At 26.0% G+C, this 9,120-nt stretch carries 9 protein-coding genes; 8 read left to right on the plus strand and 1 reads right to left on the minus strand.

The genetic code is table 11. The features are described 5' to 3' along the window. The first annotated feature begins 234 nt into the window (after nucleotides 1–234). From RI01_RS00210 to metG, 8 genes are all read left to right on the plus strand, one after another. On the plus strand, nucleotides 235–1,059 hold the full coding sequence (locus RI01_RS00210; protein WP_017192658.1) for an energy-coupling factor transporter ATPase: 825 nt from the start codon (nucleotides 235–237) through the stop codon (nucleotides 1,057–1,059). Then, entirely contained in the window at nucleotides 1,035–1,898 is an 864-nt protein-coding gene (locus tag RI01_RS00215) for an ATP-binding cassette domain-containing protein (RefSeq protein WP_017192659.1), read from the plus strand. Before RI01_RS00210 ends, RI01_RS00215 begins: the two co-directional genes overlap by 25 nt. After that, nucleotides 1,891–2,913, plus strand: a complete 1,023-nt coding sequence (locus tag RI01_RS00220) for an energy-coupling factor transporter transmembrane component T family protein (RefSeq protein ID WP_017192660.1) — start codon at nucleotides 1,891–1,893, stop codon at nucleotides 2,911–2,913. The genes RI01_RS00215 and RI01_RS00220 overlap by 8 nt, the downstream gene beginning before the upstream one ends. 64 nt (nucleotides 2,914–2,977) lie before the next feature. Beyond that, a complete protein-coding gene (gene truA, locus RI01_RS00225) occupies nucleotides 2,978–3,712 on the plus strand; it encodes a tRNA pseudouridine(38-40) synthase TruA (RefSeq protein ID WP_017192661.1) in 735 nt (244 codons plus the stop codon). A 14-nt stretch (nucleotides 3,713–3,726) separates the two neighbouring features. Further along, nucleotides 3,727–4,344: a dTMP kinase gene (gene tmk, locus RI01_RS00230; RefSeq protein WP_017192662.1), complete on the plus strand. Its 618-nt coding sequence runs from the start codon at nucleotides 3,727–3,729 to the stop codon at nucleotides 4,342–4,344. Next, on the plus strand, nucleotides 4,341–5,306 hold the full coding sequence (locus RI01_RS00235) for a hypothetical protein (RefSeq protein WP_017192663.1): 966 nt from the start codon (nucleotides 4,341–4,343) through the stop codon (nucleotides 5,304–5,306). Before tmk ends, RI01_RS00235 begins: the two co-directional genes overlap by 4 nt. Before the next feature lie 20 nt (nucleotides 5,307–5,326). After that, complete coding sequence (gene rsmI, locus RI01_RS00240; protein ID WP_017192664.1) at nucleotides 5,327–6,181, plus strand: 16S rRNA (cytidine(1402)-2'-O)-methyltransferase; 855 nt, start codon at nucleotides 5,327–5,329, stop codon at nucleotides 6,179–6,181. A gap of 20 nt (nucleotides 6,182–6,201) precedes the next feature. After that, nucleotides 6,202–7,755 (plus strand): methionine--tRNA ligase, encoded by a 1,554-nt coding sequence (metG, locus tag RI01_RS00245; protein WP_017192665.1) that lies wholly within the window; start codon nucleotides 6,202–6,204, stop codon nucleotides 7,753–7,755. A 580-nt stretch (nucleotides 7,756–8,335) separates the two neighbouring features. Here the strand turns inward: metG and RI01_RS00250 are convergent. Then, nucleotides 8,336–8,998 (minus strand): hypothetical protein, encoded by a 663-nt coding sequence (locus tag RI01_RS00250; RefSeq protein ID WP_017192667.1) that lies wholly within the window; start codon nucleotides 8,996–8,998, stop codon nucleotides 8,336–8,338. Between the last annotated feature and the right edge of the window lie 122 nt (nucleotides 8,999–9,120).

Below are 9,120 nucleotides of genomic sequence, written 5' to 3' on the forward strand. Positions count from 1 at the left end.
AGTTATTTCTCTTTTTTTCTGCCAAATGAAACAAAATTGATTCATTTGGTCTGTTTTGATGTGCCAAATCATTAATTTTTATTTAAAAAAGTATATTTTTTCTTATTAGATTAAATTCTTATTATAAACAATATACCTTTTTATTTTTTATAATAAGAATATTTAAAATGATCAATTTTATTTTAATTATTCTTATTTTTATAATGGTTAAAATAAATAAAATTAGGTTATAAAATGATAATTGTTAAAGGTTTAAATTTTAGTTACAAAGAAAAACAAATTCTTCATGATTTGAATTTTAAGATCAATCCTGGAACATGGGTTTCTATAACAGGCGATAATGGTTCAGGCAAGTCTACTTTAGTTAAAATTTTAATCAGTTTATTGCAATTCCAAAAAGGACAAATTATGATCAACGGTTTAGAATTGAATGAAGATAATTTGTCTGATATTCGTCCTCTTATGGGGATTGTTTTTCAAAACCCTGATTATCAATTTATCGGATTCGATGCACGAAGCGATATCGCTTTCGGTCTAGAAAACCAAAATTTACCAAGAGAAGAAATGCAACAAAAAATTTTTGAGGTGTCTCGTTCTTTAGGTATTTATGATTTGTTAGACAAAAAACCTCAAGAACTGTCTGGCGGTCAAAAACAAAAAGTCGCTATCGCTTCTGTTTTAGCTATGGAGCCAGAAATTATTATTTTTGATGAACCAACGGCTTTTTTAGATCCTCAAGGAGTTAAAGAGATTCATAATATTATCAAAAACATTCATCAACAAAAAAATAAGATTTTAATCACTATCACACATGATTTATCTTTTGCTTTACAAAGTGATGAGATTATTATTTTAGAAAAAGGTCATCTATTAAAACATGATAAACCAGCAAATTTGATTAAAGAACCTTCTTTTTTGGAAAAATATTTTGTTAATTTACCCTTATCTTTGAAACTTTATTATGAATTATTAAAAAAAGATGAAAATTTATCTCATGAAAAAACAGAATCTTTGCGAAAAATAAAGGAAATCTTATGGCAATACAGTTTAAAAATGTAAGTTATTATTATGATAAAACAAAAACACATGCTATCAAAGAAATTAATTTAAAAATTAATGAAAATAATGAATTTATCGCGTTAATTGGTCAAATTGGTTCGGGAAAATCTACTTTGGTTCAATTGATGAACGGTTTATTGACACCTTCAGAAGGGGAAATAGAAGTTTTTGGGCAAAAAATAAATTCCAAAACGCCTGAAAAATGTTTATCTTCTTTGAGAAGTAAAATTGGTTTAGTTTTTCAATTTCCTGAATATCAACTTTTTGAAACAACTGTTTTAAAAGATGTTATTTTTGCGCTTAAAAATTTGAAAATAAATAATAATACTTCAGAAAAGAAAGCTATTGCTGTTTTAAAAAGGTTAGGCATTGAAGAAGATTTATTTATTTCATCTCCTTTTAAATTATCTGGCGGACAACAAAGAAAAGTGGCTCTTGCTGGCATTTTAGTTATGGATCCTGCTATTTTAGTTTTAGATGAACCTACAAGAGGTTTAGATGTTAAAAGTCAAATTGAAATTATGAATTTTTTTCAAGAATTATTTCAAATAGAAAAAAAAACCATTATTTTTATCACTCATAATATAGATTTAGTATCAGAATACGCCAATAGAGTGATTTTGTTAGAAAAAGGTCAAATTATTTTTGATGGTTCTAAAGAAGACTTTTTTATGAATGAAAAATTCAATAAATTTGAAGCTTATAAACCGCAAACTTTCCAACTGGCGCATTTTTTAGACAAAGAATTGAACATCCCCTTTATTCCTGTTTATTCTTTTAAAGAGATGTTGAAATATTTAAAAAAATTTTATGAAGGAAATAATGGTTTAGATGATTAATTCCGATTTACAACAAAAAACTGATTTAAAGAAAAAATCTTTTTTATATAGCATTAATCCGGCGATTAAAATCATCGCTATCATTGCGTTTTTTAAAATTATTTTTAGTTTAGATGTCTCTTTTTTTTTCAAAGAAAAAAACATATTAGAAACAGCTTTATTTTTCGGACCTTTCGTTTTTCTATTTTTGATTTTATTTTTTTTGTTAATACATCTGAATTTTTCTGTCGTTAAAATGTTAAAACGTATTTCTCATTTGAAATTTCTTATTGTATTAAGTTTAATTTTTCATATTTCTTTAAAAGAAGAAGCTGGAAGAGACATTTCTTTTCAAGTGTGGAATGTTTACTTAATATTTTTCAGTTTAGGGGTTTTTTATTTTGTTTTTAAAAAGATATTTCCGAAAAATATTTATTCTTTTTTGTTTGTTATCTTTTTCTTGGCAATGCCTTTTCTTACTTCTCATTTTAACTTGTTGAAAACACACAAAATACCTTTTATACAGGCAGATTATACGGTTCAATTATTCTTGAAAAAAACAGATTTATTAAAAATTATTTTAATATTTATTAGGATTTTATTGATTTTAACTGTTATAACTTTATTTAACGAAACCACTTCTTTTATGGAAATAAATGATGGTTTGGAAATCGTTTTAAAACCTTTAAAAAAACTAAAATTTCCTTTAGAATTTTTTTCCATCATGATATCTTTGATTTTCATGTTTATTCCTTTTTTAATGGAAGAAACTAAAAAGATTATTAAAGCGCAAATGTCTAGAGGTTTGGATTTATATACTAAAAATTTATTTAAAAAGATTTATAATTTATTATCTTTATTAATTCCTATTTTTGTGATATCTTTTCAAAAATCTTTAGTTTTAGCTAACGCTATGGAAGCACGTGGATATGTTTTAGGCAAAAAACGCACTAAATTAAATCATTATAAAATGACAAAAAAAGATTATCTTTTTTTAATAACTATTTTATCATTTTTTATATGGAGTTTTTTTTAAAAAAGGGGGAAAAAATATTTTTTTATTTTATGATTTATTATAAAATAAAAGAGAGGTTTTTGATTTGAAAAAGTTTACTTATAAATTGGTTTTAAGTTATGATGGCACTAATTATCACGGATATCAAAAACAACCTAAATCAATCACAATTCAGTCCGTTTTAGAAAATGTTTTGTTTCGTCTTACGAAACGAAAAATTATAACTTACGCCGCTAGTCGCACTGATAAAGGGGTTCATGCTGAAGGTCAAGTAGTTCATTTTTATACTTCATTTTTGATTGATAATTATTTTTTCCAAAAAGCTTTAAATAAAGTCTTGCCGAAAGATATTAAGGTCGCGGAACTCTCTTTAGTGTATGATGCTTTTCACGCTCGTTATCATACTAAATCCAAAATTTATAAGTATTTTTTTTCTAAAAAAGAATTAACGCCTTTTAATAACCGTTTTCAAACTTATTTTGAATCTTTGGATTTTACCTTAATTGAAAAAGCATTATCTTTAATTAAAGGTGAACATGATTTTTTTTTATTTACCAACAATAAAGACGAAAAAAAATCCACTGTTAAAATCATTTATGACGCTTTTTTAGAAGAAACCGAATATCAATATATTTTGGTTTTTCACGGTAAAGGTTTTTTAAAACATATGATTCTTTTTTTAGTAGGTTTTTTAATTAGGATCGGGCAGAAAAAAAAGACTTTATTAGACTTGGAAAATATGTTAAACTTAACATATGGTAAACAATTTTCTTATTTGGCTCCTCCTTGTGGTCTTGTTTTAACAAAAATTTTTTATTAAAAAGGTGGTTCGATATGTTTATTTCTTTTGAAGGCGGCGAAGGAACAGGTAAAACCACTCTCGCAAACGCTTTGTTTAAAAAAATGATTCAAAAACATGCAGTTATTTTAACTAAAGAACCGGGAGGTTGTGAAACTAATCTTCCTATAAGAAGTCTTTTATTCAGTTCTGATAATAAAATAGACGTTCGTACGGAAGCTTTATTATATGCAGCCGATAGAGCAGAACATTTAGATAAAGTTATTTTACCAGCTTTAAAAAAAGGTCAAATAGTGATTTGCGATCGTTATATAGATTCTTCTTTGGCTTATCAAGGTTACGCTAGAGAGTTAGGCGAAGAATTTGTTAAAAAAATTAATGTTATTGCGTTGAAGACGATGCCTGATATTACTTTTTATTTAGATTTAGAACCTCAAATAGGACTTCAAAGAATAAAAGACAAAAGAGAAGATAAAAGAGAATATTTTGATTTGCAAAATTTATCTTTTCATCAAAAAGTTAGACGAGGTTTTTTAAATTTGCATAAACAATTTCCTCAGAGAATTTTTAAAATTGATGCTAACCAGCCTTTGGAAGAAATACAATCCATCATTGAAACAGAAATACAAAGATTGTTTAAAATAAAATTATGAATAAAAAACAACGTTTATTGGAAAAATTTAAATTTATTATTGAACAAAAAAAATTATCTCACCTTTATTTAATAGAAGGCAGTACCGAAGAAGGTAGACATGAATTTATGTTGGAATTAGTTCATAACTTTTTACAAACTTCTCCTTTTGACCCTCAATTAGAAAATTTAATTAAAAATTTTTCGTATCCTAATTTTTATCATTTAAGTTATAAAAAAAACAATTCCATTAAAAAAGAACAAATTTTGGAAATGCAAAATTATTTCAACCAAACTTCTTTGTTTCAACGAAAAAAAGTTTATGTTATTGAAGGTATTGAACATCTTCATGTTAAAGCAGCTAACAGTTTACTTTATTTTTTAGAAAACCCTATTAGTGAAAATATTTTAGGGATTTTATTAACTAACAATCGCGATCTTGTCCTTCCTACTATTCTTTCGCGTACACAAGTTTTTTCGTTAGATAATATGACGAAAGACGAAGAAGAAAAAAAAGTTTCGTCAGAAATTAATACAGGCACAGTTTTAGATGATGTTTTAATCAGTTTATTAAATCGTTTTCACAACGGAACAGAAGATGTTTTAAAAAATAATTATTATTTAGAATTTAAAAAATTCTTTTTATTGTTTTTAGATAATTTTAAAAAAAAGAATGATTTTGTTTATTTATTCGGAGAAGCTAAGTCTTTAACTGAAGATAAATTGTTTGTTAGTGATTTTTTAAAAATTATAATGCAATTTTTCTTAGATTTATATTATAAAAAAAATAATTTATCTTTTACTTTTCCTATAAAATTATTAGAAAAAACTTTTTTTGATGAATTATCTTTAGAACATATTAATAAATATTTAGATATATTGGAACAAATAGAGCAAAAGAATGTTTTTTTCAATGCTAATTTTTGTTTTATGACTTTATTGTTAGAAATAGAAAAACAAAAGGAGTTTTTAAATTTAACTTAAAATTTAAAAATCATTAAAATATGGCAATAATACAAAAAACCTTTATCGAACCGAAACCAACTTTATATTTGGTTTCCACTCCTATCGGCAATATGTCAGATTTAACCTTTCGTGCGTTAGAAATTTTAAAAAAAGTTGATTATATTTTGGCGGAAGATACTAGAAGAGCTCATAAAATATTAGAATTTTATCAATTTAAAAACAATTTACTTTCTTTGTATCAATATAACGAAAAGCAAAGGGTGCAAAAGATTTTATCTTTGTTAGAGAGCGGCAAACAAATAGCTTTAATTAGTGACGCTGGCACTCCTTTAATTAGTGATCCGGGTTTATTGTTGGTGCAAGAAATTAAAAAAGCAGGTTTTTATGTTACTTCTGTGCCAGGACCGGCGGCTTTTTTGTCCGCCTTTAGCATTTCTTCTTTTGATATTCCGTTTTTGTTTTTAGGTTTTTTACCTAAAAACAAAAAAGCTAAAACAGAAATGTTATTGAAACACCGTTTTTTTGAAGGATCTTTAATTATCTATGAATCTCCTTTAAGAATTAAAGACACTTTACAAATAGTTCAAATGCATTATCCTCAACGTAATATTTCTTTATCGAGGGAATTAACAAAAAAATTTGAAACCATTATTAATGGCGATATTGATAGTGTTTTACTAGAAGAATTGAAAACTAAAGGAGAATATGTTTTGATTATTGAATGCAATAAAAAGTCTTTTTCTTATCAAGATTTTTCTTTAGACGAACATATTATGTTTTTTTTACAACAAGGTTTTTCGGAAAAAGAGTCTTTTTCTAAAGTCGCTAAAGCAAGAAATATTTCTAAAAAAGAGATTTATCAAAAATATAAAATTCAAAAAGATAATGTATAAAAAGGAGATTTATTGTTTATATGAAAGTTAAAAAAAAGAAGTTTTATATTTCTACTTCTATCGCTTACGCCTCAGGCATTCCGCATATCGGTAATGTCTATGAAATGATTTTATCCGACTCAATATCACGCTTTAAAAAAATGGATCATTATGATGTTTATTTTCAAACAGGAACCGATGAACACGGTCAAAAGATTGAAAAAAAAGCTTCTCAAGAAAAAATAAATACTCAAGAATATGTAGATCATATTTCTTCTGAAATTAAAAGAATTTATGATTCTGTAGGGGTTAATTATGATCATTTCCTGAGAACTACCGATGATTATCATAAAAAAACAGTTCAAGCGATCGTTAATAAACTATTAAAAAAAGGCGATATTTACTTAGGAACTTATGAAGGTTGGTATTCTGTCGTTGAAGAGAGTTATATAGCAGAAAAAGACTTAATCGACGGTAAAACTGCTAGTGGTGAAACACCAGTTTGGTCAAAAGAAGAAGTCTACTTTTTTCAATTATCGAAATATCAAGAGCGATTATTAACTTATTTAAATGATAATCCTCATTTGATTTTGCCGAAAGAAAGAAGAAAAGAAATTTTAAATTTGTTAAAAGAAACTTTAACTGATTTATCTATTTCTAGGACTTCTTTTAAATGGGGTATTCCTTTAAATTTTGACCCTAACCATGTGGTTTATGTTTGGATTGATGCTTTAAGCAATTATATTACCGGTTTAGGTTTTCAACTGTCTGAAGACGGACAAATCTTGCCTAATGAACAATTTTTCAAATATTGGCCTTGTGATCTGCATGTTATCGGGAAAGATATTAGCAGATTTCATTTGATTTATTGGCCTATTTTATTGATGGCTTTAGAAATCCCTCTACCAAAACAATTTTTAATTCATCCTTGGATTTTATTCAATAACAATAAAATTTCCAAATCGACTAATAATGTGGTTTATATAGATTATTTGTTAAAGTTTTTTTCTGTTGATGCTATTAGATATTTTGTTTTACACGAAATACCTTATGTTTCTGATGGAATTTTAAGTTATGAACTTTTATTAGAAAGATATAACGCTGATCTTGTGAACACGATAGGAAACTTGTTAAGCCGCGCTTTAGGCATGATTAAAACTTACCGTAACTCTCAATTAACCAAAACAGCGACAGAAGAAAAAGATGACTTTAATTTGCCTCAAAAAGCGCTTGATACTGTGAAGTTGGTTAAAAAAACAATGAATTCTTATCGAGTGGCGGAAGCGATGGAACATATCATTCAATTAGCTCGTTATTCTAATAAATATGTGGATATTGTTGAACCGTGGAAAATTGTTAAAGAGGAAAATAACTCAGCGAAATTAGATGTTTTTTTATATAATTTAGTTGAAACTTTACGTTTTATAGGTATTTTATTAAAACCCTTTTTGCCTGAAACATCTGAATCAATTTTAAAACAAATTAAAGCAGAAGAAGAAACTTTTGAAAGTTTAGAAGAATTCGGTATCACTCAAACCAAAGAATTACAACCCGGAGAAAAATTGTTTGAACGACTTGATAAGATTGATTTATAAATAAAATTCGTCTTTTAGGGTAAATAATTCTTTTTCAAAAAACCATTTGAACCCCTTTTAAAGAAATAAATACTTCAAATAAATAATTATTTGAAGTATTTTTTATAATTGATAAAATATTAATTTTTAATTAGGCATAAATATTAACAGATGTGTTATAATTTATTTGGTTGATTTTTTTTAACGGTTCAAAAGTTTTTACCTAAACGAACCGTCCCACTTACTGTAAACTTATGAAAAAATTGTGGAACCAAAAAAGTACTCGCGCCGTTTGGAAACGAAGCAAGAAAATGTATATCAATTTATTGATAAAATTTTTATTTTTCAAAAATAAAATTATTTTTAAAAATGAAATCATCCAAAATCATTCTAACATAAAAAAATACCAAAATTAATAATTTTATTTTAGCCAAAAAGATTAATAATCAAACCCAAAAAGCATAATAATGAAATTAACAATTATAATATGATAGACAATCCCTTTTAGAGACATTTATGTTTCTATTTTTTTTAAAAAAACCATCCTCAAAGTATTTATTAATGAGAATGAGGATGGTTTTTTTTGTTTATTAAACGCGTTCTAACGGCTTTTAAAGACTTTTTTGATTTTTTCTTGAAATTTATTAAACTCGTTTTCATTTATTTTTTGTTTTAAAATATTGTTTAAAGCGTGAAAAAAACAATAACCATCGCTTGGAGTGTCATCACATTTCTCAATATAAAAATGCGAATTATTTGTGTTTTTCATTTGGCAGATAATTTGCTCCTCGAATTTAGTTGTCGCACCATATTCTTCATTATGAAAATTATTTTTAGCATTTTTAACCATATGTTTTTCAATTTTTAAAAAAATATTTTTTTCCAATTGTTTGCTGATCCAATCGATTGTTCCTTGGATTAAAGTCAAGCAAGCGGTGTTCAAGCGTCCTTGCAAAGTTTTATCAATAAATTCAATCATTTCTTTCGCATCAGGAATGAAAATAATGGGATAAGTTTCTTGTTTGTTATAGTTTTTCATAAATTCTTCAAGTCCTAAAAGAGGCAATAATTTTATATTTGTGAAGTTTTTGATTTTTTCTTGCTTTAAATTGCTTACTTTTTCATCGTAATATTTTTTGATATTCGAAAAAGAATTATCTTGTAAATTAGCGTATTGGCGATGAGAATCGTTGTTGTAATAATGTTTCGTTGTGAGGGGATATTTTGATGATAAAGAATAAAGTGAACAAAAAACCCATTGCAATGAAAAAATGATATAAATATTTTTTTACTATTTTCGTAATCGTCCTTTTTTATTAAATTAATTTGAATAATTATTTTTTTTGATAAATAAAAAATATCCCCTAATCGGGTGAGACCCAACGA

Source organism: Italian clover phyllody phytoplasma str. MA1 (genome assembly GCF_000300695.1).
Taxonomy (GTDB): domain Bacteria; phylum Bacillota_I; class Bacilli_A; order Acholeplasmatales; family Acholeplasmataceae; genus Phytoplasma.

Bases quoted from the DNA above. Each gene is read 5' to 3' on its own strand.
- RI01_RS00215 (WP_017192659.1), top strand. From the start codon at position 1,035: ATGGCAATACAGTTTAAAAATGTAAGTTATTATTATGATAAAACAAAA.
- RI01_RS00210 (WP_017192658.1), top strand. From the start codon at position 235: ATGATAATTGTTAAAGGTTTAAATTTTAGTTACAAAGAAAAACAAATT.
- rsmI (WP_017192664.1), top strand. From the start codon at position 5,327: ATGGCAATAATACAAAAAACCTTTATCGAACCGAAACCAACTTTATAT.
- tmk (WP_017192662.1), top strand. From the start codon at position 3,727: ATGTTTATTTCTTTTGAAGGCGGCGAAGGAACAGGTAAAACCACTCTC.
- RI01_RS00220 (WP_017192660.1), top strand. From the start codon at position 1,891: ATGATTAATTCCGATTTACAACAAAAAACTGATTTAAAGAAAAAATCT.
- metG (WP_017192665.1), top strand. From the start codon at position 6,202: ATGAAAGTTAAAAAAAAGAAGTTTTATATTTCTACTTCTATCGCTTAC.
- RI01_RS00235 (WP_017192663.1), top strand. From the start codon at position 4,341: ATGAATAAAAAACAACGTTTATTGGAAAAATTTAAATTTATTATTGAA.